Below are 25,832 nucleotides of genomic sequence, written 5' to 3'. Positions count from 1 at the left end.
GCCGAGATTCGCCGAGGTACCCGGTCGAACAGTCAGGCTCCGCGAACAGTCTCTCGTACGGTGACGTTTCACGCCGGTCCAACCCGGACGACCGCCGTCGATTCCGCGCTGACGGCCGCCCCGCCCCGCTGTGACGGCTCTCGAGTCAAACTCTGTCCTCGGGTGTTCCCGCGATGGGTCCGAGGCGTTAACCGCCACGTGGGAACGGGAAGCCGCCGGGAAACAATAGTCGGCCACGGCGTCCGATCGATCGAGTTGACCGGGAGACCATGATCAACCGTCTACTGCGGGTTCCGGGCCGATCGACGTCCCGAACGGACGACGAGGACGCGTCGTCGGCAGCCGTCCGTCTCGCGGACGTCACCCACGAGTACGGCTCGAGCGGGAGCCGGTTTCGCTCGAGTCGCGACCGGACCGTCACCGCGTTACGGGACGTGACGCTCGAGATCGGACCGGACGAGGTCGTCGGACTCCAGGGGCCGAGCGGGAGCGGCAAGTCGACGATTCTGCACGCGATCGCCGGCCTGCTGGTCCCCACGGAGGGCACCGTTCGACTCCTGGATACCGACCTCTCGACGCTGTCCGATCGGGGGCGGACCCGCGTCCGTCGGGAACACGTCGGCATCGTGTTCCAGCGGTTCTACCTCCTCTCCTCGCTATCGGCGCGGGCAAACGTCGCGTTGCCGCTCGTGCAGGCCGGCGTCCCGAAGCGCCACCGACGGAAGCGAGCGACGGAACTGCTCGAGGACGTCGGCCTCGGTGACCGCGCGACGCACCTGCCGAACGAGTTGAGCGGCGGGGAGCGCCAGCGCGTCGCCATCGCACGGGCACTCGCGCCGGACCCGGACGTGCTGGTCGCCGACGAGCCGACGGGCGAACTGGATACGGGGACGGGCGCGGAGGTGCTCGAGTTGCTGACCACCGTCGGACGGGACCGGGCGGTGGTGCTGGCCTCGCACGACGAGGATACCCTCTCGATCGCCGACCGGGTGGTGACGCTCCGCGACGGTCGGGTGATCGACGATGGTCGGTGACCGAGAGCCGTCCCGCCGGAGTCGGTGGGCGGGCGTCGTCTCGCTGTCGTTGGCGCGACTCTGGAAGCGAGCGACGAGAACGCGGCCGCGACGGGTCGCGACGACGCTGGTCTCCGTCGCCATGACCGTCGCCCTGCTGGTGATCGTCACCGGCGTCGCGCTGGCGCTCGCCGACGGCGGTGCCGTCACCGACGACGACGGCGACGTCTGGATCGAACCGGCACAGAGCGAGACCCTGACCACCGTCGACGGCGTCGAACGCCCCCGCCTCGGCGCGACGAACGAGCGCGCTGCCGAGTTGCGATCCCACGAGGGCGTCGCCCACGCCTCACCAGTCCTCGCGGAGCCGGGCCAACTCGAGCGGACGACCGACGGCGAGCGCCGGACCGTGCTGCTCGTCGGCGTCGTCCCGGACGGGGAGCCCCGAACCGTCGGCGGGCTCCCAACCGACGAACTCGCGTCCGGGGATCCCCACTACGCCGACGGCTCCTTCGACGGCCCGCCGGAGGGCGATATCGTCCTCTCTGCCGCCGCAGCCGAGCGACTCGAGGCCGACGCGGGCGACCAGGTCGCGGTCCCCGAACCCGAGGTAGCTACGGAGGCCAGGTCGCTGTCGTTATCGGTTAGCGCCGTCGTCGAAACCGAGACTGCGGTGGAGACGGACGTTCCCGTCGCGCTCGTCCACCTGAGCGAACTCCAGTCGTTCACCGGGGCCGCGGACGGCGAACTCGCCGATCGGATCGTTCTCTGGGGCGAGGAGGACGAGGCGACCGCCGTCGCGACGACCACCTACCCCGACGCGGTCGTCGAATCCAGCGACGGCGTCGACCCGACGGCGCTGTTCGACGACGGGCTGGCGCTGGCGACGAGCGTCCTCTCCCTGCTCGTCGGGCTGGTTATCTGTGCCTCCTTCGTCGCGACGACCGCGGGGATGAACGTCAACGACGACCGACGATCGCTCGCCGTCCTCGAGTCCGTCGGTCTCTCGACGGGAAGTCGACTGACGATCGTCGCCGTTTCGACGCTCGTCACGACCGTCTGTGGCGCTCTGTTGGGTGCCGGCCTGGGCATCGTCGGAATCGAGGGGCTCAACGAGTTCGCGACGGCGACCGTCGCGCCGGGTACCGTCGCGCTCTCGCACTCGCTGTTTCTCCCCTACGCAGTCGGCGTGGGGCTACTCGCCGGATTGCTGGCGCTCCCGTACCCGCTCGCGATCGCCGCGCGAACGTCGGTGCTCGAGGAGGTGGGCCGATGAGCCTCAGCGGTCGGTTCGTCCGACTGTGTGCCGTCGTCGGCATCGCCTCGGCCGTGCTCCGGCGCTCGCCCGGCCGGACGGTCCTCGCTGTCGCCGCGGTGACGCTCTCCGTCCTTTCGGTGACGGTCCTCGCGAGTCTCGGCGTGGGGGTCGTCGCGATGGGCGAGGACGGACTCGATACCGCGGATCGGGACATCTGGATCTCGAACGATCCGATCGATCCGACGGCCAGCGGCACCGAGAACCCGATCGTCGGTGCCCACGAGGTCGCCGCGACCCTCGCCGAGCGCGAGGACGTCCGGGCGGCCGCGCCGCTCGCCCTCCACGACGTCTACGTGGGGACCGAGCCGGACAACCTCGAGTTACAGCCGTCGATCGGCGTGCAGTCGACCCACGACGGGTTCGACTTCGTCGATGGGCGCGGCTTCGAGACCCACCAGGAAATCGCCGAACAGGGTCGACCGACCGAACCCCGCCGGGAGGAGATCGTCCTCGACCCACGGATGGCCGACGATCTGGGCGTCGAACCCGGCGACACCGTCTACGTGGGGACGAGCACCCAGACCGCGCCGGACAACGAGTTTACGGTCGTCGGCACGTCCTCGTACTACTCGCAGTATCTCGGCGAGGAGGCCGCGACGATTCCGCTGGGAGATCTGCAGGCGATGGCCGGCACCACCGGCACCGATCGCGCCACGTTCGTCACCGCCGACGTCGCCGACGGGGCCGATCGCGACGCCGTCGCGGCCGCTCTCAGCGAGGCGTATCCGGAGTACGACGTCCGGACGAGCGACGACCAGGTCGGCGCGTTCCTCGAGGAACGGCCGCTCGTGCTCGCGAGCGGGTTCCTGCTGGTCGGTCTCGCCGTCGTCGGGGGCCTCGTCCTCACGACGAACCTGTTCGTCCTCGTCGCCGTCCAGCAGCGCCACGACCTCGCCGCCCTCCGGGCGATGGGCCTCTCGAAGCGCCTGCTCGCGGGGACGGTCGGTACCCAGGGCGTGGTCATCGGCCTCCTGGGTGGACTGGTCGGCCTCGCGCTGACGCTACCATCCGTCCACGGCCTCAACCACCTGTCCGCGTCGGTGCTCGGCTTCGAAGACGTGCTGCAAACGCCACCGGCGGTGTACGCCATCGGCTTCGCGCTCGCGCTGTTCGTCGGGTCGGTCGTCGCCCTCGTCACCGGTTGGCGGGCGGGACGCTACGCGCGCGTCGAACACCTCGAGGAGTGAGCGCCTCGAGAGACCTTGTGAACGCCGTCTAACGGCTGTCTCCCGACGCCCACTCGATGCGGAATACTTCCGCCTCGAGCGTCTCGCGTTCGGCGTCGTGGAACGCGAACCGGTGCTCGATCGGGAGTTCCGCGCGGAACGCGTGAGTGACCTCTCCACCAGCGTCGCTCGCGAACGACTCGACGAACGACTGGCTCCCCCCGTTGTGGATCGTATAGGAGACGGCCCCGAGTTCGTTCGCGGTCTCGAGAAACGGCCGATCGGCGTGTCGGTTCCCGCGTTGGGCACCGAACGGGGGGTTAGCGACCACGGTCGCGCCGCTCGCCGAGACCGGATGTCGTCTCACGTCGCCGCGAACCCACTCGATTCGGGTTTCGGAGCCGACTCGCTCGGCGTTTTCCCGTGCGGTCCCCAGCGCCTCGCGGTCGACGTCCACCCCGACGACCCTCCGCGCTCCAGCCAACGACGCCGCGATGGCGAGCATCCCCGTCCCCGTGCCGAGGTCGATCACCCGGCGCTCGAGGTCGCCCTGGAGGGCGGCGTGATGGCAGACGTGGGCGGCGAGTTCGGCCGGCGTCAGGTACTGCTCGAGGTCGGGCGAGGGATCGGGAAAATCGGCGACCGCCTCGAGCGCGCGGGCGAGGTCCCGTCGCGACGGGCCAGCCATGCGCTCAGTGCTCGAGCGCGATCGGTCCCTCGAGGTCGAGGACGATGCCTTCGCGTTCGGCGCGTTCGGCACAGGCCGCGAGCGCCGGCTGGACCTTCCGTTCGTCGGCGACCTCCTCGACGACGACGGAGACGGTACCCACGCCGAGGAACGCGCCGGCCCGGACGTACGAGCGGACGCGATCGATCTCGTCCTGGGTCGCGAGCGAGCAGTCCTCGTCGAAGCAGGCACGAACCCTCAGATCCGACGGCGAGAGCCCCTCGGCGGCGAGTTCGCGTTTCAGGTCGCGAAGGTACTCCGGCGCGGTCGACTCGAGGGTCTCGGCCTCGAGCGCGACGGGCGTGACGTCGGCCGGTCGACAGCGCTCGATCGTCGATTCCAGTTCGGGGGACGAGGTCGTACTCATTACCCGACCATACATAGTCTGCATACAAAAATGTTTGTGAATGCTTAGTAGTAATATTCGGCCGTTCGATTCGCGTTCCCCGCCCGTCCATCGGCCCAAACCGACGATCGGTCGGCACGAGGTTCGAATAGAGTTAAGAGCCGGCCGAAAAAAGGTCACGTATGGACGAGTGTCCCCGATGCCAGGGATCGCTCGAGATGCTCTCGCTCGGCGATGCATCGACCGTCACCTGTCCGCACTGTGAGTACGCGGACATCCCGGTCGAACACGAACGACAGGTCGAGGAGCCCGAATCCTGGCAAACCGCGTTCAACCGGTTCTACCGGAGCCAAAAACCACAGTCGGACGAGTAGCTGACCGTTCGACGTCGTAGAGAAACGGACGCGAGTGTCGGGTTATTCGGCGGCCGCTTCGGCTTCTTCGGCTGCCTCGGCTGCTTCTTCCTCGTCGACGTCCTCGTCGGAGCGTGCGGCGACGAGGCCACCACGGGCGACGCTGTACAGCGGTTCCGAGGCGTGACTGACGTCGCTGATCGAGAACGGGATGGTCGCGTCCTCGAGGTGGTCACGGAACAGCTCCTCGAAGCCGTCGGGGCTCGAGGTGCCGCCGGTGACGACCACGGGGACGTCCAGCCCTTCCTCGACGTCTTCCTCGTCGACTTCGGCGACGATGTTCTCGATGACGTAATCCAGCAGGTTCTCGTAGTAGATCGACAGCGCACCTTCGACGCCGCCAACGTCGGTCGTGAAGTCGAGTTCGAAGTCGTCCTCCTTGATGGAGGTGACCTTGTCGACGGGCGTACCGGTCGCCTGTGCGGCCTGCTGGTCGACCCAGTCGCCACCGCGCGCGACGGAGAACTTCATGACCGGAACGGCGTAGTACGCCAGACAGACGTTCGTCATGCCGGCACCGAAGGAGATGCCGAGTCCGGTGAAGTTGTTGTCCGCCAGTTCGCTGTAGATGACGGACATCCCCTCGTTGATGGGTTCCGCGTCGTAGCCCATGTCGTTGAGGAAGGATTCGATCGTCTTCTGGTGGTACAGCGTCGAGAGGTCCGAGTCGATCGGATCGGCCGGGGTCGAGAAGTAGAGCTTCTCGTCCGGATAGGCGGGTTCGCCGACGACCTGCTCGATGATGAGCTTCATCATCGGGATCGCGCTCTGCTCGTCGTTCGAGAGGATCCCGTGTTTCATCGGCCGGCGGGTCTCCTTGTTGAAGATGTTCGCGAAGTTCAGGGCGTCGTCGCCGACGACGTAGACCTTGTCGTCCTTGCGGATGTGGAGGACTTCGCTTCGCGAGAGCATCTGCTCGGCCATATCCGAGTACTCGATCTCGACGAAGGAGTTACGCTGTTGCACGAATACCGTGTCGTTCCCATCCTGCTGTGCGGACAGGATGTTCATCGTACCGACGTCTAGGCCTTTGGCCATAGTGAGGCAACGTTACCGATAGACCATAAATCTATGTGCCTTAATTCCAACGGCCGATCGCCACCAGTAATTTCCAATTACCGGCAGTAAGAACGGATTACGAGCGGCCTACCAGCGATCGAAGCCGGTCGAGCACCGACGCGAGGCGGCCGCCGTCGTTCGCGGCCGCCGGGCCGTCCTCGGAGGAGCGTTGCTGTTCGCGCAGTTCCTTCAGTTTCGCCGTCTGATCGTCGACCGTTTCGCTCGAGGTCGTCGTCTTCGTCTCGCCTCCCTTCAGCCCCTTGAGGCCGGCAACCTGCTGGTCGACGCCCGACGAGCGGGTCGTCTTCGCCTGGACGTTCACTTCGACGTCGCTGAACTCGTCCTCCGAGAACTCGAGTCGGGTGTTGTCGGATTCCCTGACGCCACCCCAGGAGAGTTCGACGCCTTCCATCGCCTCGTCGATGTCCCGCTGGATCTCCTCGTCGGAGTACGATTCGGTCTCTTCCTCCTCGCTCTCGAGTTCCACGGCGTCGGCCGAGCGGGCGATGTCGAGGTAGTGGGCGATGAGCGCCGCGCCGGTCGAGGCCGTCAGCCCGGCGAGACCGAGTGCGTACGTCGCCGTGATCTCCACGGTGTAGTCGACGTCGGACATGAAGTTCCAGTTCTCCGGATAGGCGAGAACGAATCCGCCCGTGGCCGCGAGGGTCACGACGCCGCCGGCCGCGGAGATACCGACCGCCTTCCGACTCGAGGGCAACAGGACGACGACCCCCAGCAACAGCGTCGGCAATGAGAGCATGCCGAGGGTGAACGCCGGTTCGACCCAGTGGAAGTACGCGGGATCGGACCTGCTGAAGGTACTGCTCCAGAGGAAGAGGGCCAGTGCCAGGACCGCTAGGACGACGCCGCCGAGGAACAGACCGAAGCCGACGTAGACGTCGGTCCTGTTTTCCGGTTCCCCGATGTAGCGGCGGTAGAGGTCGAATAGCCGACCGTCGAGGGGCTGTTCCGCAGGCATTACCCTCCCGTTGAAACTCCAGTACTATGACTGTTGGGTCACCGCCCAGGACGAGTCGTTCGTGACGCCGAGTCGAAAAGCGCCGCCGTTATACCGTCCCGTCCGCTAGGGCGGTTAATGAGTCAGGACTCGGCTACCACAGAGGGGGACCTCCGCAACACGGGGATGCGTCTCAAGCACGATCGCGAGTGGGATTACGAACTCGAGCGGATCGTCGACGCGATCGAGGAGCGGGACGCGAAGAAAGTCGGTCTCCAGTTCCCCGAAGGGCTGAAGCGGCGTGGCCCGGCCGTCGCCGACGACCTCCGCGAGTTAACCGACGACGTGACCTTCATGCTCTCGGGCCAGCCCTGTTACGGTGCCTGCGACCTCGACACCTACCTGATGAAACGCACGGACGTGTTCGTCCACTTCGGTCACTCGCCGATGAAGGACACGGACAAGGTCATCTACGTCCCGCTGTTCTCGAACGTCGAGGTCACGCCGATCATGGAGGAGGCGCTGGACACGCTCGAGGATCCCGACGAGACGGCGGGCGTCGGCCTCGTGACGACCGCCCAGCACATGAACCGGTACGACGAGATGCGGGAGTTCCTCGAGGACCAGGGCTACGAGGTCCATAGCCGACGCGGCGACGAGCGTCTGACCCACGAGGGGCAAGTGCTCGGGTGCAACTACGCGAGCGCGGACGTGCCCGCGGATCAAGTGCTGTACGTCGGTGGCGGCAAGTTCCACCCCCTCGGACTCGCGATGGAACACCCGAACAAACACGTCGTCATCGCCGACCCCGTCAACAACGTCGTCACCGTCGCCGACACGGAGAAGTTCATGAAACAACGGTACGCCGCGGTCCACAAGGCGATGGACGCCGAGAAGTGGGGCGTCATCTTCTGTACCAAGATCGGTCAGGGTCGCTGGGAGGTCGCCCAGGACATCCTCGAGGACAACGACGACGCCTACCTCATCACGATGGACGAAGTGACGCCGGACCGCCTGCGGAACTTCGACATGGACGCGTTCGTCAACACCGGCTGTCCGCGGATCACGACCGACGACGGCCCGCAGTTCCACAAGCCGATGCTCACGCCCGGCGAGTACGAGATCGCCGTCGGCAACAAGCCGCTGGACGAACTCTCCTTCGACACCTTCCACGGCACCTGGTAGTCGACACGGACCGAGTCCGGCCCGGTGGATTCGCGACAGTTCCGAACCCCGCCCTCCAGTACCACACCCAACAGAGAGCCGACCGCTGTCGCCGTGCCCGATCGGCTGGCCGGCCTTCGTCGATCGCCGATTCGGTAGGTTATCGGCGAACGAGTGAATCGTACGGCCGTATTACCGCCTCCCCACCAGCCGGAACCACCGCGAACACAGACGTTACGCTGTAGACGTTCGAATCTTTGAACGACAGGAATTCTGACCATATTCAAATGGAGTGGCTATTATGTAGATGATTTTCACCTAAACAGAGACAAAATCGCACTACTTCCAATGTGGTTTGGGCGAGGTCTTTTGGACCGATAGCCCGGACCAGTAGTCGATGACTACCTCAGCCCCCAGCGGACGATCGGCCGACGCTCGCACCGAGTGCTTCCAGTCGCTGGCGGACCCGACGCGCCGTGCGATCGTTCGGCTGGCCCACGAGCGATCCCCCGAGGGAATCGGGAAACGCGACCTTGCGACCAAAATCGCTGCGGTAACCTCCGACGAAGCGTCCGACGCGGTGACGGACGACCAGCACCGCCGCGCGCTCCTCGAGTGTCACCACAGCGCGCTCCCCGCGTTGCGCGACGCCGGCCTCGTCACGGTCGTGGACGAGACCGTTCGCACGACCGACCACTGGCTCTACGACCACCCGACGTTCGACGCGGTCGTCGCGGGTCCGACGGACGACGACGAGGACCTCGACGCGGTGTACGAGGCGCTGGCCGACGAGCGGCGACGGACGGTCCTGAGCGTCCTCGGTGCGCAGTACCACCCGATTTCCACCGAGACCCTCGCCCGCGACGTCGCCGCTCGAGAGGCCGGCACGACCGAACGCGACGTCTCGAGCGAGCGCGTCGCCAGCGTACGAACCTCGCTCGTCCACGCCCATCTGCCGCTGCTGGCGGAGTGCGGTCTCGTCACGTACGACGCCGAAGACGATCACGTCTCCTACCAGGGCCATCCCGAACTTCGCGCCGAGTGGCTCGTCGACGGCGTGACTACTGCGGAGTCGAGTGACGACGGCGACTCGAGCGACGACGACGCGGACCCGTTCGCCGAAACGCCGGACGTCGAAACGATCGACGGTCGGGAGTCGATCGTCACGACCGGCCAGTCGCTGTGCGAACGGGCCGACGACGAGTTGTTCGTTCTGGTTACGGCCTCGAGTCTGCTCGAGGAGGGCTGTCTCCGTCGGATCGAAGATGCCGCGGATCGCGGCGTCGACGTCTACCTCGGCACTCGGGACCCGACCGTTCGCGAACTCGTCCGCGAGCGGGCACCGTCGGTCGACCTCTGGGAACCGGCACTCGACTGGCTCACCCCGCCGCCCGAACGGGACGCCGTCGGCCGACTGGTACTCGTCGACCGGGAAGCCGTATTACTCGGCACGTTCGGCCGCTCGAGCAGCGACGGTCGCGCGTTCGACGAGCGGGCGATCCTCGCGGAGGGCGTCGACAACGGCCTCGTCGTCTTCGTCCGGCAACTGCTCGGCTCGCGGTTCGACCACCTCGAGGGCGGTCGCTCCGGGTTCCGCTCCGAGATTCCGCTGTAGGCCCGAGTGACGAGACGACAACACTTACCCCGTTCCTCCGCACATCCCTGCACATGACTCGTAGCGACTGGGGAGACTGGCTCGTACGAGACGTCGAGGAAGCCGATCCCGACGGCGTCGCCGTCTGGTATCTCGGCTGTAACGGCTTCGTGCTCAAGGCTGCCGACGGGACGACGGTCTTCGTCGATCCCTACGTCGGACTCGGCGATCCGCCACGGACGATCCGCATGATCCCCGTTCCGTTCGACCCGGCCGACGTCGACGAGGCAGACGCCGTCTTCGCGACCCACGAGCACACCGACCACGTTCACGGACCGAGCCAGGCACCGATCCTCGAGAACGCAGGGGCGACCTTCTACGGTCCCGACGACAGCCTCGCGGTCGCGCGCGAAGACGAATCCTGGACCGACGAGTGGGACGTCGACGACGAACAGTTGGTCGAGGTTACGGAAGGTGAGACCATCGAGATCGGATCGCTGACGGTCCACGTCGAGGTCGCATACGACCCAGACGCGACCCACCCCGTGAGTTACGTCTTCGAACACGACGGGACGACGATTTTCCACGGCGGGGATACGAAACCGAGCGACGAGTTCGAGCGCGTCGGCGACGAGTACGACATCGACCTTGGAATCATGGCGTTCGGAACCGTCGGGCAGATCCCCGACAAGGAGACCCGCGAGCCCAAACGGACTCGCTGGTACAACGACGAGAACCAGATCGTCGAGGCCGCGGCGGCGCTCGAGGTCGACCGACTGCTCCCGAGTCACTGGGACATGTGGAAGGGGTTGACGGCCGATCCGAAGGTCCTCCATCACCACGCGAAGAGTTTCGAGTCACCGCGTCACCTCGAACTCGTCGAGATCGGCGATCGAATCGACCTCCCGTAGCCGTTCACGGCTGCCAAAATCGACGGTTCTGATGGTTGGTTGATACTGTCCGTACCTTTTATAGTAATGGTATGGTAACGTTGTCCGCATGAGTAGCACCGCCGACACGGACGACGTGATCGAAGTCAGTGCTGACGGGTTGACCGTCAGGAAATCGTTCACGGCGGACGAGTTTCCAGTTCCCGCGATCCGATTCGAGATCGCGTCTGACCGCGACGATCACGTCACGTTTCGACTCTCCGAAGATATCCCGGACTCCTTCCCGATGGACAAGGTCGGGTTTCATCCGAACTATCACAGCGACGACTGGACTGCCTTCCAGGACAACCACGTCGAGTTTACGGGAACCGTCTCCCCCGACGATTCCCTCGTGACTGTCTACGGGGTTCGAATCGACGACGAGGACGAGGTCGGAGCCTTCATGGCCGAGCCAACGATCGTCGAGGTCAGCGCCGACGAGGAACAGGGCACCGACGCCGAAGAGGTCGAAGAGGGCGTGATCGAGAGCATCGTCGAGGACGATCGCAATCAGCCCGTCAAAGACATGCTCTCGGGACAGTCCGACTCCGTCCCCGGCCTCGACACGGACGACGACGGGGACGACGAGGACGAGGTCGAACTCGAGGAGGGCGGCGACCTGGACCTGAACCTCGACGACGTCGACACGGAACCGGTAGAGACGCCCGACGAGGACGACGAGGAAGACGACGCACCCGATATCGATCTCGGATTCAGCGACGACGAGATTCCGGATCCCGACGAGGAGCTCGAACTCGACGAACCCGACGAAGACATCGAACTCGACGACCTCGAGGAAGACGACAGTACCGACGTCGATCCGCTCGCGGACGACGCACCCGAGGTCGACGCCGACGAGGAAGCCGAGGAACCGGAGATCGACCTCGACCTCGAGGCTGCCGCCGACGAGGCGGACGTCCTCGAGGAGGAGTCCGCCGAGGAGCCCGAGCCAGCGACGGAACCGGCCACCGAAACGTCCGACGACACGCCTGCCGAAACGCCCGATTCCGTCGAAGCCGAAGCCACGGCCGACGGTGACGACGAACCGACGCCGGACGCATCGGACGAGGACGGCGCGACTGCATCCCCCGACGCGACCGACGAGCCCGCTTCGCCTGTCGAAACGACTTCAGACGCGGCTCAAGAGTCGCGTCCTGCAGTGACCGACGGCTCGATCGTCGACCGACTCGTCGAGGAACTCGAGTCCGACTCCGTCGACGACGACGAACTGGCGACGCTTCGATCCGCACTGGGCGTCGAACCGTCGAGCGTCGAACAGGTGAAGTTCGACCACCTCCAGTCCCGGGTCGAGGAAGTCGCGGCGTACACGAGCGCGCTCGAGGAGTTCCTCGACGACAACGGCACCGGCAAACAGCTCATCGAGGACCTCACGTCAGACGTCGAAGAACTACAGGCCGAGTTCGCTCGCGTCGACGACCGACTCGAGTCGGCCGAGTCGCGGATCGACGACAACGCCGACGAGATCGATACGCTGACCGAGTGGTCGACCGATCTCGAGGGAGATATCGAAGCTCTCGACGACGACCTCGACTCGGTCTCGGAATCCGTCGATGCCGTCGACAGCGCCGTCGACGCCGTCAACGAAGACGTCGAGGAACTCGACGACGGCCTCGGCAGCGTCGAAGACGACCTCGAGGAGGTCGCCGACGACGTCGACGATCTAGAGGACGACCTCGACGACGTCGAGGACGAACTCGAGGACGTCCGGTCCGACGTAACGGACATCCAGGAGTGGCGCAACCAGCTCGGATCGATGTTCGCGGACAACTAGCTCCGTCTGCTCTCGGTTTCGATTTTCGACGCAGTAGCTCCCGGAAACGCAACGCGTTTATCCCTCGCCGGTCGAGAATCCGCCGATGGGCGAGACTGTATCGATCGCCGTACCCCGCAAGGGGCGACCGCTCGAGTCGGTGCTCGAGCGGGTCGCTCGTCGACTCGACGTGCCGGATCTCGCCGACGAGATCACGTCCACGCTTCGCCACGAGAAGGCTCTGACCAAGGGAACGATCGACGCCGACGAGGACGACGTCTACCATCGTCTCGCCGACTACAGTTCCGTCACCGATCCGACCGAACCGGAGTATACGCTCCTGCGCGACGACCGCGCCGGGAAACCGCGCCGGATCGTCTTCGACAGCGTCACCATCCCCCTCGAGGGGGTCGACGCCGCTCCCGACGACGTCGCAATCCGACTCGTCGGCCGCGAAGAACCGTTCCGGGCCCTGCGAACCCACGAGTTCGCGCTGGGGTTCGACAGCGCCGACCTCGTGCTCGAGGAAGTCGTCGAACTCCGGCCCGAACCCCTGGATCGCATCGCCGACGTCAACGCCCGGATCGATCCAGCGGATACTGACGTTCGCGTCGTCACCGGCCTCGGCGACACCGTCTATCACACGCTGATGGGGACTCCCGACGTCGTGCCACAGTCCTCGTCGCTCGACCGGGCATTTCTGGAGGGATACGAGGGGCCACTCTGTATCGAACCGCGGTACGAGCGCCTCGTCCAGGCGGTCCTCGGAACGCGAACGCTCGACGGCGTCGAGTTTCGCTACCCCGAGGACGGCCGCGAGGAAGAAGCGGCGATCGCACAAACCGGGCTGGGCGTCTACCTCACCGTAACCGGATCGACGGCCCGGGACCACGGCCTCCTGCTGGGCGAGCAACTGTTCCCCAGCGAGACGGTGCTCCTCGAGAACGTCTCCGAGGTCTCCGAGTCGATTGCGGCCGTTCGGGCGCTCCTCGACGGCGACGACCTGGAAACCAAACTCACCGTCGACGGCTACTGATACGTCACGTCAGCCGACCCAGTACTTTCGAAATTCGCTTACGTACAGCCCCGTTCTCTCGAATTCTTCGCCGTCTGGAGGCTTCGACGACGGATGGCGAACTCGAGTGAACCGGCCCGGATCGATGGTCTACGATCGTAATTCGTGGCGCTCAGTTGATACCTATGACCGATCGACACCCCCGACGTTCGGTATAGCGATATATGATTTACCCGGCCGGCATAAGACAGTATAATTGAGTACGATTATAGTAAACAACATCACGAAGGAGAGTAGAACGGCCGATTTCGTCGGTTTCAGTCCATCAGCGAATAGATGTGCTGGAGATAGGTTTTACGGACGCGATCACCCCAGTTGTGAGTGTAGGTATCGATCACGTCGCCGGCGACGTCTCCGCGGAGGTACTGGACGATACCGCGGTCACCCGTTCGATCCCGGAGGTGCGTCGTGAAGAAGTGCCGAAAGTAGTGCGGCGTGACGTTCTCGGTCGTCCCGCCACCCGTCCGATACCAGCCCCGCTCTCGAGCGTGTTTTTCCACGATATAGCGGACGTCGGAGGGCGTGAGGCGCTCTCCCCAGGAATCTCGTGTATCCAGAAAGAGCGGCTGCGCCGAGGAGACGGCGTCCGGACGGATCGCCAGCCACTCCTCGAGTGCCCGTCGGAGCTCCGCATCGACCGGAACGACGGTGTCTCGCTTGCGTTTGTTGGAGGCCGTCCGTTCCTCACCGTTGATCGTTTTTCCGCGTTCGGGCGCGGCGGCGACGAATACCGACGCCGGCCGGCGTTCGAGTTCGACTCGCGGCGTCCACTCGAGGTCGATTCGGTCGGTCTCGAGGTTCAGATCCCGCAAATCGAGGTTACAGCATTCGCCGACACGCATCCCGGTTTTCAGCAGCGTCAGGACGACGGCTCGCTCGAGCGGATGGGTGATCGATTCGACGAACGACCGCATTTCCGGCACGGAGATGTCCCGTCGCGTCGGATCCGTATCGATCGATTCGGACAGCTCTTCCATGACCAGCGCCATCGGGTTGTCGTCGAAGACGCCGACGCGAGTCATGTAGTCGTAGAAGCGGTTCAGATAGGAGGCGTACGTGGCGATCGTACTCGGTTCGAACTCCCCCCGAAGCGAGTGGATCCAGGCCATACACTCCCGACGACCGGCGTCTCCGGGGCCGACCACCGGATCGAAACGCGCCGTGACGAACGATTCGAACTCCCTGAGGACCCGTTCGTAGGCTTCGAGCGTCCGTTCGCTCTTCCCGTGGTAGCGCTGATCGTCGAGGAAGTACGCGATCGGATCGGTGACGTCTTCGGGCGCTTGGGTGCCGGGTTCAGTCGCCATCGCGATCACCGACCAGGGTGTAGCCGCCGTCGCGGCCGCTGTATCGGATCCGGTCGTTCGCCTGGAGGTCCTCGAGGGTCTCGTCGAGCCGCGACTCGATGTCGTCGCTGACCGCCTCGAGGAGTTCGTCCCAGGAGAACGTGTCATCGGCTAGTAATTCGAGGACCCGTGTTTCGAGGGCGTTACCCCCAGGGTCTGACCCGGTAGAATCGGGTTCCTCTTCAGTGGGTTCGAACCCCTTCCGGCCGGCCTGGACCATCGTCCGAACGAACTCGCTCTGGCTCATGTCGAGTTCGTCGGCGTGGTCCTGCCACTCTGCCTTCTGGTAAGCGGGGACGTAGGTCTTGACGTATTTCTTATTCGTATCCGCCGAGTCGCTCATACACCACCCATCAAACGCCGCGACCTTCAATCTACCTCCAATTCGAGCTAAGTGAGTTTATCTCGATGTGAAGGTCCGCTTTGGCGACTAAAATTGGCCTATAGATTAGGATTTAGTTTCTATTTGGGCCGTGATTAGAGATGTAGTAGTTGCCCTTGTAGACCCACGATTCGAGATAATGTATATCCACAGGCGTTCGTTCACCCGATCATCCCGGCCATCTACCACGTGTCGAGACTGTCAGTTCCAAGGTAAATCGAACCAGGTTTCGCTGAGTATTCGCCCCTACGGCTCAACCAGCCACGGACTCGAGTCGACAGAGTGATCGTTTCTCGAGGAATGCGTGCATGTCACCGGCGGGACCACCACTACCCTCGACTCCCCGTAATTCACCCGAACGGAGTGGATCGAGACGGCTCATTGACCGGCCTATTCAGCGATTCGGGCAACGGGATTCCAGTCCCCGGCCCCAGAGCCGTAGTCGGCGAAAATCCGATGAGATGGCATCTAACGGCGTTTTCGGGGACTGAAGTGGGTTTCGAGTTCGCGGGTCGGATTTCCGTCTCGAGCACCGATCGATCGTGGGTCGAAACCGTTCCGCCACTGGTGCCGTCAGTTGAACGGTGGCCAGTCAGCAATCGATAGATACACTCGCGGCCTGAGCTGACGAGATCAGCCTATACCGGCCTCGATCCCAAACGGGGAATGGGTACTCCTATCATCTGTCGCGTTACTGCCGATCGCTGAACCCGGGTCCGATGCCAGTCAAGTCCCAGTATCGAGCCGCTCCAATCGAATCGCAGTTGCCGGGTGCAGCCCAGCATCGCGACACGATTAGCGTTCGTCTCGGCGACCCTGGCGAAGTAACTTCCAGCGAGTCGACCAGCCACGCCAGGTGGCTCGAGGAGCCCCGATTCAGCCGAACGGAACGTTTTTGTGGGATAGCGACGACGTACAGGTGAATTGGTGGTTCGCGGGGAGCGATTTCGGTTCGGTCGAGTGGGAACACGTAAACCATATTTCGATATATCTAATCGGCCCCCCGTACGCTACCAGAGATCTCCCCGACTGTCGATCGCCGTTGATCGCCGCCACGGCCGGTGCAGATTCTCTTCCTACCGTTTTCTCGGGTCAGTTGCAAGGAACCACCGGGGACCGCTCGAGCCGAGTTCGAGCCCCGGTGGCCACAGAACGACCGAGAGCGCGACCACGTCCCTTTTCACGGATTGCACAGTGGATCGACACATGGCTTCGGCCGAACTCGTCGACCTCGAGATCACGAATGGCGTCGCAATCGTCCGCCTGAACCGCCCGGAGAGCCTCAACGCAGTCACGCTCGAGTTACTCTCCGACCTTCGCGACGCGTTGGTCGACCTGCCGGAGGACGATATCGGTGGTCTCGTGATCACCGGCGCAGGCGAGGTGACGTGCGCCGGGATGGATCGCGAGATCGTCGCTGACCCGGCGTACGACGAGAAGTTCGCCGACGACATCGACGCGCTAACCGCGGAGGTATACGACGTTCTCTCCTCGAGATCGTATCCGACGGCGGTCGCGGCCCGCGGGGCGCTCGTCGGCATCGGCTTCATCCTCTCGCTGCGGTGTGATTTCCTCGTCGTGGGCGAGGAGACGACGCTCTCGATGCCGGAAGTCCAGTTCGGTATCGCCGCCACGGAGGCGGTTCCCTACCTCGAGGCCATCGTCGGAACCAGGCCGGCGAAAGAAATCGCGCTCACCGGCGACGCCCTTCCTCCCGAGCGCGCTCGGGAGTTGGGGCTCGCAAACCGAGTCGTACCCGAATCCGAGGTCGAAGCGACGACGCGCGAACTCGTCGAGGAAATAGCGGCCCACGACCCCGATGCAGTTGGACGATTGAAAGCAGCGATGGGCGATCCCATGGCCTAGGGATTGGCGAACGAATCGGCAATCGAAAACCTGCACCGCACGATGTGAATCTCGAACGACTTACTGGATCGCCGTCCGGACGTCCTCGACACGATAGAGGTCGTCTTGGATGCCCTCGCCCTCGCAGTCGTCGTTCGGACACTCGTAGTGCCAGCCGTCCTGTGTGGCGTCGACCTCCCGGAACCGGTCTCCACATACCTGGCAGAATAGGTCTCCGTTCTGGCACGTGTCCCGGTGGAGTTCGAGGGCGAGTTCGGTCTGGAAGGACTGGTTGCAGTTACGACAGGTGTGCATATTACGTCCGACGAGACCCTCCGTCAAAACTGCTTGGGTTCTTTTATTGCGCCCGAATCGCCCGTGATTTGGCCCCACTGCGCCGATTTACTACCAATTACCATTGAAGAAAGAGTGTCAATATAATCGATTTACTCGCTGTCGAGTACTCCGAATTCCGTCACGTTGCGGTGTCGTGGTGGCGCGTCACACACCCCCACACAACTATGTAAGAACACAGAGAGAAACGGCTCGAGCGGTGATCCGGCGACGGCGTCAGTTGTCCTGACCGAGAATCCCGCGCTCGGTCATCTTTCGGGGGTCGAGGACCTCGTCTGCCTCCTCCTCGTCGAGGTAGCCCTTCTCGAGGACGACCTCCCGAACCGTCTTGTCCTCCTTGAGCGCGGTCTTGGCGACCTCGCTGGCCTTGTCGTAGCCGATGTGGACGTTCAGGGAGGTGGCCATCGCCATCGACTGCTCGACGCGTTCGCGGCAGTACTCCTCGTTGGCCTCGAGTTTCGCGACGAAGCGCTCGGCGAAGACCTGGCTGGCGTTGGAGATGAGTTCGGCCGACTCGAGGAAGTTGTGGGCGAGGACCGGCTTGTAGAGGTTGAGGTCGATCTGGCCCTCCGCGGCACCGGCGGAGACGGCGGCGTCGTTGCCGACGACCTGCTTGTGGACCTGGTTGACGGCCTCGGCGACGACGGGGTTGATCTTGCCGGGCATGATGGAGGAACCGGGCTGGTTCTCGGGCTGTTCGATCTCGCCCAGTCCGTTACGGGGACCGGAGGCCAGCAGTCTGAGGTCGTTCGCGATCTTGTTCAGCGAACCCGCGACCACGCGGAGCGCACCGTGGGCCTCACTCATCGCGTCGTGGGCGGCCTGGGCCTCGAAGTGGTCGTCGGCCTCGCGGAACTGGACGCCGGTCTCCTTGGTGATGTACTCGGCGGCGCGACCGGGGAACTCGGGGTGCGTATTGAGGCCCGTACCGGTCGCCGTCCCGCCCAGCGCGAGTTCTGCGAGGTGTTCGCGGACCTTGTCGACGCGCGAGAGTCCCTTCTCGATCTGGGTGCGGTAGCCGCCGAACTCCTGGCCGAGCGTCACCGGCGTCGCGTCCTGCAGGTGCGTGCGGCCGGTCTTGACGACGTCGTCGAACTCCTCCTCTTTCTCCTCGAGCGCCTCGCGGAGCGTATCCAGCGCGGGGATGACGTCCTTCTCGACGGCCTCGAGGGAGGCGACGTGCATCGCGGTCGGGATGACGTCGTTGCTCGACTGGCCGTAGTTGACGTGGTCGTTGGGGTGGACGACGCGGTCGCCGATCTCCGCGCCCATGATCTCGGCGGCGCGGTTGGCGATGACCTCGTTGGCGTTCATATTAGAAGAGGTCCCCGAGCCAGTCTGGAAGACGTCGACCGGGAACTGGTCGTCGTGTTCGCCGGCGATGACCTCGTCGGCGGCCTCGATGATCGCCTCGGCGACGTCCTCCTCGATCAGGTCGAGATCGCGGTTGGCCTGCGCGGCGGCCTTCTTGACGACGCCGAGCGCGCGGACGAACCGTCGGCCGAACGTGATCCCCGAGATGGGGAAGTTCTGGATCGCCCGCTGGGTCTGGGCCCCCCAGTACGCGTCCGTGGGAACCTGCATCTCGCCGAGGCTGTCCTCCTCGATTCGGTAGTCGTCGTCTCCCATACGCGGTGGGTCACGGCCAGGGTGGTAAAATCCACCGAAACGAACGTGACGGGCGGAAAATCGGCCCGTCAATCGTCGGGACGACTCAGGTGAAATCGACCGAGAGTCCGACCTCGCCCTCGCTTCGTTTTCGTAGTGCGGTCTGGAGGCGGTCGCGACTCGTCGCGTGAACGTCACGGCCGTCCTCGAGTTCGACGTCGTAGATAGTCGGAGCCGACCAGAACAGGGTCCGGGAACTGGCCGTATCAATGACGACCGACGCAAGACCGAGTCGGCGCTGGAAGATCGAGCGTCGCGTGTTGACCGTCTGAATCCGGTAGTAGGGGATCACCGTCGTCCGCCGTCGCCAGAAGCCGCGTCTGACGACGAGGTGTTCGTCGCCGACGTAGTAGCCGAGGTTGACGTAGCGGAGGTGGGCCGCGGCCGGTACTGCGACGAAGGCGACGGCCGCGAGATACCAGCGTTCGAACACGGTCACGCGAGTGAGCCCGAACGCCAGGGCGACCAGAGCTGCGGCAACGAGCGAGTACCGAACGAAGTACCGTCGACGGGCGACCGTCGGCGGACTCCTGAACCGGGGCGTTTCGATCCCGGTGAGGTTCTCGGTGAACCCGTAGACGCGGCCGCTCTCGGCGAGGGGCACGGCGGACTGACTTCCACCGTTGCTGTCGGGGCCGTAGCCGGCCGTCTCGACCCACAACCCAGCGTAGCCGAGCAGCCGCTGTGCGGGGTTGTCGGTGATAGTGACCGACTGCACCTTCTCGGCGGGGATGGAGCCGCTGTATCGCTGGAGCAGCCCCCGTTCGTAGACGAAGTCGTCGGCGACCCGGCCCAGTTGGAAGTCGTAGTAGGTCGCGAACGTGTAGGCCACGCTGAGGAGGTAGGTGATGACGACACCGTTGACGAACGAGACGAGCGTGAGAATGCCGTAACTGCTTGCGGTTCCCGTCTCGAGGTCCGCCGGTCCACCTAGCGGTTCGGCAACACTGAGGAAGAATTCGATAATCGTGTCGGTCATGAAGAAGAAAACGAACAACACTCCGGCGACGGCTGCCGGGCGAAACGAGGTAAAGGAGTACAGGAGGAGTTCGCGGGCCTCGAGGTCGAACAGCCCCTCTCGCTGTGGTCCAGCGACCTGGTTCGGCGCTCGATCGCCGGGAATCGACTCGCCAGCACCCGGGCCGGGGCCGATTCCGCGATCCGGCGAGTCGACGGCTGGCTCGTCCGTGACGTCGGTCGGACCGTCTCCGGTCGCGTCCACGTCAGCCGGCGACGTACCGACGTCTTCGGTGGCGTCGCTCGATTCGGAGGCCTCCATCCCGGTTTCGTCGGCGTCTTCGGACGCACCGGACGGTCGATCGGTACTACGTCCTTTCACCTCGGCGGTGCGGCGACGGATCTCGTTCTGGAGGCGCGTCGCCTCCTCCTCGCCGACGAAACTCAACGTGGCTTCGGTGCTGCCGCCGCCGGCCGTTTCGATCGAGACGACCGCCAGACCGACGAGTCGCTGAAAGACGCCCTGTCGGATGTCGACGTTCTGGATTCGCCGGTAGGGAATTTCGCGGTCGCGTCGGGCGATCACGCCCGAGGCGACGTCGAACGTGTCGTCGGTGATCCGATAGCCGAACCGGTAGTAGTACGCGATCCCGTAGGCGATGCCGGCGACGAATCCGAGCGCGGCGACGAACGGGAACCAGGTCGGCGAGATCGGGTCGAAGACGCCGCCGAGCACGAAGATCAGGAAGACGGGAACCCAGAGCCAGAGGAAGGCGTACTGGACGGCGTAGACGAGCGCGCTGAACGGATGGAGTCGGTTCATGCTCGAGTTAGACGGCGTCTTCGGTTTCGCTCTCGACCGCGAGGTCGCGGAGCGTGTCCTGCAGTTCTCGGGCCCGGTCCGGCGTGAGTCCCGGGATGCGGACGTCCGCGTTGCGCGACCCGGCGGTGTAGACGACGACGCTCGAGAGGCCGAGCACCCGTTCGACGGGGCCGAACTGGGTGTCGACGTGCTGGACGCGGACGAACGGGACGGCCGTTTCGACGAACGTGATCACGCCACGCTCGAGGTAGAGCGCGTCGGACTGGAGTTCGAAGTGCCAGCGCCGGTAGAGCAAGAGTGCGTACACGACGGAGAGAACGAGCGCGACAGCGACGACGCCGACGGTTGCGACCGTCGGGACGGTGACCGAGAGCCACTGGTCGGCGGCAGCGAGGCCGATCCCGAGCACCGCAGCGACGAGGATGCCCTGGCCGATCCAGAGGAACCGGATCCGCGAGTGGAGTGCTTCCATACGAGTGTCCTATCAACACACGTGGATAAAGCTCCCGCTCGGACTCGGTCGGCGGGTCAGGCGTCGTCGTACTCCTCGGGGGTGTACGTCGATAGCTCGAGCGCATGAATGTCCGTCGTCATGTGTTCGTCGAGCGCGTCGTAGACCTGCTGGTGTTGCTGGACGAGCGGCTGTCCCTCGAAGGCAGGCGAGACGACCGTCGCGGCGAGGTGATCGTCGTCGTGCTCGTCGCGTGCGTAGGTGACCGTCGCCTCGGCGTCCTCGAGTTCGGTCTCGATGAGTTCCTCGACGTCTTGAGGGTTCATATGCGGGGCAACGGGCGGTCGAGGCAAAAACGCCGCGGTCTCACAACTCAGAACGGGGTGTCCGGCGGAACGTCGAGTCCCGATCCAGTCTCCGCGAGGCCGTCGAAGCCGGTGCTGACGACGACGTGGTCGATCGCGTCGATCTCTGCGGGTAGGCGGTGTTTGATCGCCTCCGTCGTCATCGAACTGACCCCACAACCGTCGCAGGCACCGGTCAGCGCGATCGAGACACGCCCCTCCTCGAGGTCGACCTCGGTGACCGTCGAGTCGCCGCCGTGCAGTTCGATCTGGGGGAAGTTCCGTCGGAGGAACAGCGAGACGTCGTCGCGGACCGCGTCTTCGGGCGACCGGTCGGACTCGGAGTCGGGCATACCGGACTCGAGGAACCGGAGGGATTTAGCCCTGTTCACGAACGACTCCGCCGTGTCAGTGACGTGGTGTCTGGGAACCGGTCCGATCGCGGTCCGACTCGAGGACGGCGACTTTATGCCGTCGCGACGTCCGGGTGCGCATATGTCACTCGCAGCCGAGACGCGCCGGGCGGTCGACGAGCGGCCGTTCCTCCGAACGGCGCTGCGCGCCGACGTCGTCAACTACACCGCCGCCGCTCGATACCTCGATGTGGAGGGCGAAACCGACGCCATCGCAACCGCGTTGCGCCGCTACGCCGAGGAACTGGACGACTACGAGACGGAACCGCGGACGGTCCGCGTGCGGATGGAGAGCGGATTCGGCCGGATCGATCCCGCCGACGGTGAGAACGAGGAACCGCCGCTTCTCGTCGTCGGGGACGCGGCCTTCGGACCGACCGGCGGCGATCGTACCGCGATCGTCGCGACCGGTTCGGTCGATCCGACCGCCCTCGCGACGACAATCCGACGACTCGGCGTCGAGGGGATCGACCCCATCGTGGCCGGCGTCGGGGACGAGACGCTGGTTGTGATCGTGGATCGACTCGAGGGGGCAAACGCAGTTCGAACGGTCGAAGGCGCGCTCGAGCGGACGCCAGTCCGGACGGATCGAGAACGGTAACGAACGCGACGCGACACCGGCCGGGATCAGGACGGCTTACTCGGCGTCGGCTGCCGGAAGCGTCACGAAGAACGTCGCCCCCTCGCCCGGTTCGGAGTCGACCCAGATGTCCCCATCGTGGCGTTCGGCGATGCGCTGACAGAGCGCTAATCCGATGCCGGTCCCCGAATGCTCGTCGCGGCTGTGGAGCCGTTGAAAGACCTCGAACACGCGTTCCTGTTCGTCCGGATCGATCCCGATCCCGTCGTCGCTGACCGATATTTCCCACCTGCGATCCCGTCGCGCGGCGTCGATCCGTACCTTCGGCGGCTCGTCCCCGCTGTACTCGATCGCGTTCGACACCAGGTTCTGGAACAGCTGTCGCAACTGACCGGCGTCACCCTCGACTCGGGGCAGGTCGCCGACCGTGATCTCGGCGTCGCTCTCCTCGATACTGATCTGGAGGTCCTCCATCACGTCCTCGAGGATCGGATCGAGGTCGACCGGTTCGAGCGGGTCGGCCTGCGTCTCGACCCGGGAGTACGCGAGTAGGCCGTCGATCATCTCGCGCATTCGTTCGGCACCGTCGATCGCGAACGCGAGGAACTCCTCGCCGTCCTCGTCGAGGGCGTCGTCGTAGCGGTTCTCGATGAGTTGGAGGTAGCTCGAGACCATCCGCAGGGGTTCCTGCAGGTCGTGGGAGGCGGCGTAAGCGAACTGTTCCAGTCGCCTGTTCGACTCCTCGAGTTGATCGATGGTCTCCTCGAGTCTGCGCTGGTACTCCTTGCGCTCGGTGATGTCGTGGGCCATCGTCACGCCGGCGAAGACGTCGCCCCGGTTGTCGGTGATCGGCACCGCGTAGAGCACCCACTCCCGCCCGGCGTACTGGAGTTCGACCGACCGCTCCTCGCCGTCGAGGGCGGCCCGGAACGCGGGTTCGAGGGTCTCGCTCGTTTCATCGGGCCAGACGTCGTCGAAGCTCCGTCCCTCGAGGTCGTCGGGTTCGACGGGGATCTTGTCGAACCCCTGGCCGGCCGCCAGCGTGTACTCGAGGTCGTGGTCGAACAGCGTCACGATGCCGTTCGGGAAGTACTCGGCGAGGGCGCGGTAGCGCTGCTCGCTCTCCTCGAGTTGGCGCTCGCGGCGCTTGCGCTCGGTGATGTCGCGATCCGAGACGACGATGGAGACGACGTCGCCGTCGTCGTCCGTCACCGGCCGGAAGACGCCGTTGAGGGTGTACCAGTCGCCGTTCGGGCGGGTGAGGTCGGCCTCGAACTCGACGTACTCGCCGGCCGCGGCGCGCTCGGTCCACTCTCTCACGTCCTCCTGCACGCCGTCGCCCTCGCCCCACCACGGCGTCTCCCAGAACGGTTCGCCGGTGACGTCGTCGAGGTCGGCGTCGATGTACTCCATCGCCGTCCCGTTGATGTCCAGCACCGTCCCGTCGGGTTCGAGCAGCCCCACGAGGATGTTCGGATCTTCGAAGATCGCCTCGAACCGTCGTTCCGTCCGCTCGAGGTCGCGCTCGCGCTCGACGCGTTCGGTGACGTCCCGGAAGTAGACGGAGATGCCGGTCTCCGAGGGATAGAGGTTCGCTTCGACCCAGAAATCGAGCGTGTCGTAGTAGAGTTCGTAGCTGGTCGGCTCCTGGGACTCCATGGCCGTGTGGAAGGCGTCCCAGACCTCGTCGATCTCGGTGAGGTCAGGGAACACGTCCCACAGTTTCTCGCCGAGCAACTCGTCCTCGGAGCGCTGGAGGAGTTGCTCGGCTCGTTCGTTGACGTGCGTGAACCGATACTCGTCGTCGACCGCGTAGAAGGCGTCGGAGATCCGGCTGAGGATCTCCTGCAGTTCGCTCTCGAGTTCCTGTTCGCGCTCCCAGCGGTCCGTCATATCGCGGGTCACCTTCAGGAAGCCGGTGTGCTCCCCGGCGGCGTCCCGTACCGGCGTGATCGTCACGTTCGCCCAGAAGCGTGACCCGTCCTGTCGGACGCGCCAGCCCTCGTCCTCGACCGAGCCGTTCTCGAGGGCGCGTTCTAGGTTCCGTTCGGGCTTGTTTTCGGCGCGGTCCTCCTGCGTGTAGAACGTCGAGAAGTGGTGGCCGAGGATCTCGTGGGGCTCGTACCCCTTGATCTGTTTCGCTCCCTCGTTCCAGCTAATGACGTTGCCGTCGGCGTCCAGTCGGAAGATAGCGTACTCTTCGACGGCGTCGACCAGCGACTGGAACGCCTCCCGGCTCTCGCGCAGGTCGTCCTCGGAGCGTTTCCGATCGGTGACGTCGTAGTAGAGTTCGATGCGCCCGCCCGCGTAGGCACCGGACTCGATCGGTTTGCTCTGGTACTCGAGCCACCGTTCGTCGTGCTCGGCGTCGCCGACGACGCGGCACTCGAACCGATCGAGGTAGCTGTCGTTCTCGTAGGCCTCGAGGACGCGCTGAGTGAACACCGACGGTTCGGCGAGTCGGTCGGTCACCGTCTCCTCGATCACCGCCCGGTGATCCCGTCCGACGTCGCGCGACCGGTCGAGACCGAGGTACTCCTCCGCAGTCTCGTCGATCCACCTGACGTGGAACGCGTCGTCGAGGAGGACGACCCCGACGTTCGCTTCGTCCAGCACGGTCGCGATCGATTCGTAGGAGGGATCCACCGATCCGAGCGTTTTCAGCCCTCGATCGGGTTCCTGACGGGCGCGGGCGACCCCGATCGATCCCACCAGTTCGTCGTCTTCGAGAACGGGATTGACGCGCAGTTTGCAGGGAATCGACTCCCCGTCGGCGGTCCGAATCGCGAGTTCGAACGTCGCGATGTCGGTCGCACTCGTCGTCAGGTAGTCGGTCAGTTCGCGTTCGATATCCGCGACGTCGTCGTCCGTGAGAACGAGCGAGACGTGTTCCCCCAGTAGTTCGTCGCGGCTGTAGCCGGTCGTCTCGACGATGACGTCGTTGACCGCGACGAATCGCCCCTCGGCATCGAGTTGGTAGATTCCGTCGTCGATCGTGTCGACGAGCGTTCGGAAGCGATCGAGCGCCACGTCGTCGTCGGCGTCCCCCCAGAAGATCCCTCCCGTGGCGTCCGAGTGGGTACTCATGTCTTTCTGCTAGCGAGTGAGGGGGATAAACCTCCCGTCGGTCTTCCGC

Annotated in this window: 24 protein-coding genes; 11 read left to right on the top strand and 13 right to left on the bottom strand. The window is 64.8% G+C overall.

All coding sequences use genetic code 11. From position 1 onward, the window contains the following. Positions 1–269: 269 nt before the first annotated feature. From TX79_RS00350 to TX79_RS00340, 3 genes are read left to right on the top strand one after another with little or no spacing between them, the layout of a single operon-like run. Complete coding sequence (locus TX79_RS00350; protein WP_049925002.1) at positions 270–1,034, top strand: ABC transporter ATP-binding protein; 765 nt, start codon at positions 270–272, stop codon at positions 1,032–1,034. Further along, positions 1,024–2,289, top strand: a complete 1,266-nt coding sequence (locus TX79_RS00345; protein WP_049925001.1) for an ABC transporter permease — start codon at positions 1,024–1,026, stop codon at positions 2,287–2,289. Before TX79_RS00350 ends, TX79_RS00345 begins: the two co-directional genes overlap by 11 nt. Beyond that, positions 2,286–3,518, top strand: a complete 1,233-nt coding sequence (locus TX79_RS00340) for an ABC transporter permease (RefSeq protein ID WP_049925000.1) — start codon at positions 2,286–2,288, stop codon at positions 3,516–3,518. Before TX79_RS00345 ends, TX79_RS00340 begins: the two co-directional genes overlap by 4 nt. A 28-nt stretch (positions 3,519–3,546) precedes the next feature. Here the strand turns inward: TX79_RS00340 and TX79_RS00335 are convergent, their stop codons facing one another. Further along, on the bottom strand, positions 3,547–4,185 hold the full coding sequence (locus tag TX79_RS00335; RefSeq protein ID WP_049924998.1) for an METTL5 family protein: 639 nt from the start codon (positions 4,183–4,185) through the stop codon (positions 3,547–3,549). Between the two features lie 4 nt (positions 4,186–4,189). Further along, positions 4,190–4,591 (bottom strand): hypothetical protein, encoded by a 402-nt coding sequence (locus TX79_RS00330; protein ID WP_049924996.1) that lies wholly within the window; start codon positions 4,589–4,591, stop codon positions 4,190–4,192. A gap of 161 nt (positions 4,592–4,752) precedes the next feature. Here TX79_RS00330 and TX79_RS00325 point away from each other — a divergent pair, with 161 nt between their 5' ends. After that, the gene (locus tag TX79_RS00325; protein ID WP_049924995.1) at positions 4,753–4,944 is read left to right on the top strand and encodes a zinc finger domain-containing protein; all 192 of its coding nucleotides are present in this window, start codon (positions 4,753–4,755) and stop codon (positions 4,942–4,944) included. A gap of 42 nt (positions 4,945–4,986) precedes the next feature. Here the strand turns inward: TX79_RS00325 and TX79_RS00320 are convergent, their stop codons facing one another. Both TX79_RS00320 and TX79_RS00315 read right to left on the bottom strand, forming a co-directional pair. Then, positions 4,987–6,021: a cell division FtsA domain-containing protein gene (locus tag TX79_RS00320; RefSeq protein ID WP_049924994.1), complete on the bottom strand. Its 1,035-nt coding sequence runs from the start codon at positions 6,019–6,021 to the stop codon at positions 4,987–4,989. Positions 6,022–6,118: 97 nt separating this feature from the next. Beyond that, positions 6,119–7,021: a DUF7139 domain-containing protein gene (locus TX79_RS00315; protein WP_049924992.1), complete on the bottom strand. Its 903-nt coding sequence runs from the start codon at positions 7,019–7,021 to the stop codon at positions 6,119–6,121. Between the two features lie 117 nt (positions 7,022–7,138). Between TX79_RS00315 and dph2 the strand changes: the two genes are divergently transcribed. From dph2 to TX79_RS00290, 5 genes are all read left to right on the top strand, one after another. Next, complete coding sequence (gene dph2, locus TX79_RS00310) at positions 7,139–8,185, top strand: diphthamide biosynthesis enzyme Dph2 (protein ID WP_049924991.1); 1,047 nt, start codon at positions 7,139–7,141, stop codon at positions 8,183–8,185. A 376-nt stretch (positions 8,186–8,561) separates the two neighbouring features. Then, on the top strand, positions 8,562–9,779 hold the full coding sequence (locus TX79_RS00305) for a DUF7344 domain-containing protein (protein ID WP_049924990.1): 1,218 nt from the start codon (positions 8,562–8,564) through the stop codon (positions 9,777–9,779). Between the two features lie 53 nt (positions 9,780–9,832). Beyond that, entirely contained in the window at positions 9,833–10,669 is an 837-nt protein-coding gene (locus tag TX79_RS00300) for an MBL fold metallo-hydrolase (RefSeq protein WP_049924989.1), read from the top strand. Positions 10,670–10,757: 88 nt separating this feature from the next. Continuing rightward, positions 10,758–12,479 (top strand): hypothetical protein, encoded by a 1,722-nt coding sequence (locus TX79_RS00295; RefSeq protein ID WP_049924988.1) that lies wholly within the window; start codon positions 10,758–10,760, stop codon positions 12,477–12,479. Between the two features lie 85 nt (positions 12,480–12,564). Then, positions 12,565–13,494, top strand: coding sequence for a hypothetical protein (locus TX79_RS00290; RefSeq protein ID WP_049924986.1), 930 nt, complete (start codon positions 12,565–12,567; stop codon positions 13,492–13,494). 296 nt (positions 13,495–13,790) lie between these two features. Here TX79_RS00290 and TX79_RS00285 read toward each other — a convergent pair whose 3' ends face one another. Further along, a complete protein-coding gene (locus tag TX79_RS00285) occupies positions 13,791–14,840 on the bottom strand; it encodes a tyrosine-type recombinase/integrase (protein WP_049928218.1) in 1,050 nt (349 codons plus the stop codon). Beyond that, a complete protein-coding gene (locus TX79_RS00280) occupies positions 14,830–15,222 on the bottom strand; it encodes a DUF5805 domain-containing protein (protein ID WP_049924985.1) in 393 nt (130 codons plus the stop codon). The genes TX79_RS00285 and TX79_RS00280 overlap by 11 nt, the downstream gene beginning before the upstream one ends. A gap of 1,245 nt (positions 15,223–16,467) precedes the next feature. Between TX79_RS00280 and TX79_RS00275 the strand changes: the two genes are divergently transcribed. Further along, complete coding sequence (locus tag TX79_RS00275) at positions 16,468–17,127, top strand: enoyl-CoA hydratase/isomerase family protein (protein WP_049924983.1); 660 nt, start codon at positions 16,468–16,470, stop codon at positions 17,125–17,127. Positions 17,128–17,187: 60 nt separating this feature from the next. Here TX79_RS00275 and TX79_RS00270 read toward each other — a convergent pair whose 3' ends face one another. The 6 genes from TX79_RS00270 to TX79_RS00245 all read right to left on the bottom strand — a co-directional run bounded on the left by TX79_RS00270 (position 17,188) and on the right by TX79_RS00245 (position 22,056). Next, complete coding sequence (locus tag TX79_RS00270; RefSeq protein ID WP_049924981.1) at positions 17,188–17,421, bottom strand: HVO_2901 family zinc finger protein; 234 nt, start codon at positions 17,419–17,421, stop codon at positions 17,188–17,190. Between the two features lie 255 nt (positions 17,422–17,676). Continuing rightward, positions 17,677–19,089: a class II fumarate hydratase gene (locus TX79_RS00265; RefSeq protein WP_049924980.1), complete on the bottom strand. Its 1,413-nt coding sequence runs from the start codon at positions 19,087–19,089 to the stop codon at positions 17,677–17,679. 85 nt (positions 19,090–19,174) lie between these two features. Further along, the gene (locus TX79_RS00260) at positions 19,175–20,908 is read right to left on the bottom strand and encodes a PH domain-containing protein (protein WP_049924978.1); all 1,734 of its coding nucleotides are present in this window, start codon (positions 20,906–20,908) and stop codon (positions 19,175–19,177) included. A 7-nt stretch (positions 20,909–20,915) separates the two neighbouring features. After that, entirely contained in the window at positions 20,916–21,380 is a 465-nt protein-coding gene (locus TX79_RS00255) for a PH domain-containing protein (protein ID WP_049924976.1), read from the bottom strand. A gap of 56 nt (positions 21,381–21,436) precedes the next feature. Then, the gene (locus TX79_RS00250; protein ID WP_049924975.1) at positions 21,437–21,685 is read right to left on the bottom strand and encodes a BolA family protein; all 249 of its coding nucleotides are present in this window, start codon (positions 21,683–21,685) and stop codon (positions 21,437–21,439) included. Positions 21,686–21,732: 47 nt separating this feature from the next. Beyond that, positions 21,733–22,056 carry a NifU family protein gene (locus TX79_RS00245; RefSeq protein ID WP_049924974.1) on the bottom strand — a complete coding sequence of 108 codons (324 nt, stop codon included), beginning with the start codon at positions 22,054–22,056 and terminating at the stop codon, positions 21,733–21,735. A 142-nt stretch (positions 22,057–22,198) separates the two neighbouring features. Here TX79_RS00245 and TX79_RS00240 point away from each other — a divergent pair, with 142 nt between their 5' ends. Continuing rightward, positions 22,199–22,717 carry a DUF7523 family protein gene (locus TX79_RS00240; RefSeq protein ID WP_230198518.1) on the top strand — a complete coding sequence of 173 codons (519 nt, stop codon included), beginning with the start codon at positions 22,199–22,201 and terminating at the stop codon, positions 22,715–22,717. 36 nt (positions 22,718–22,753) lie between these two features. On the opposite strand, the gene TX79_RS00235 is transcribed toward TX79_RS00240, so the two are convergent. Further along, on the bottom strand, positions 22,754–25,783 hold the full coding sequence (locus tag TX79_RS00235; protein WP_049924972.1) for a PAS domain-containing sensor histidine kinase: 3,030 nt from the start codon (positions 25,781–25,783) through the stop codon (positions 22,754–22,756). Between the last annotated feature and the right edge of the window lie 49 nt (positions 25,784–25,832).

The sequence above is a fragment of the Halopiger goleimassiliensis genome (assembly GCF_000455345.1).
Classification (GTDB): Archaea; Halobacteriota; Halobacteria; order Halobacteriales; family Natrialbaceae; genus Halopiger_A; species Halopiger_A goleimassiliensis.
Note: the sequence above shows the minus strand (reverse complement) of the source record. Positions and strands in the feature narration are given on the sequence as shown.